Below are 285 nucleotides of genomic sequence, written 5' to 3'. Positions count from 1 at the left end.
GGTGTAGCGGTAGATGTTGCCGGCGGAGTTGACGCCCCAGACGGTGCCGTCCGCGGCGGCTCCGATGTCCGTCAGTGCCCCCGGGATCTGCACCCAGGGATTGGCGTCGTTGTTGGTGTAGCGGTAGATGTTCCCGGCCTCGTTGACGCCCCACACGTTGGTCCTCGACCCGGCCGAGATCCGAACGAGTCCGCCGCTGATCTGCTTCCAGTGGCCGCTTTCCTGGTCGCCGGTGTAGCGGTAGATGTTGCCGGCGGAGTTGACGCCCCAGACGGTGCCGTCCGC

At 67.0% G+C, this 285-nt stretch carries 1 protein-coding gene; it reads right to left on the bottom strand.

Annotated elements, in window-relative coordinates; all coding sequences use genetic code 11:
• Positions 1–285 (bottom strand): tectonin domain-containing protein (locus ADK64_RS14075; RefSeq protein ID WP_324614398.1); only part of this gene is annotated, 285 nt, incomplete at both ends.

Source organism: Streptomyces sp. MMG1121, from assembly GCF_001280015.1.
Classification (GTDB): Bacteria; Actinomycetota; Actinomycetes; order Streptomycetales; family Streptomycetaceae; genus Streptomyces.
This window is presented reverse-complemented; position numbering and strand designations above follow the sequence as displayed.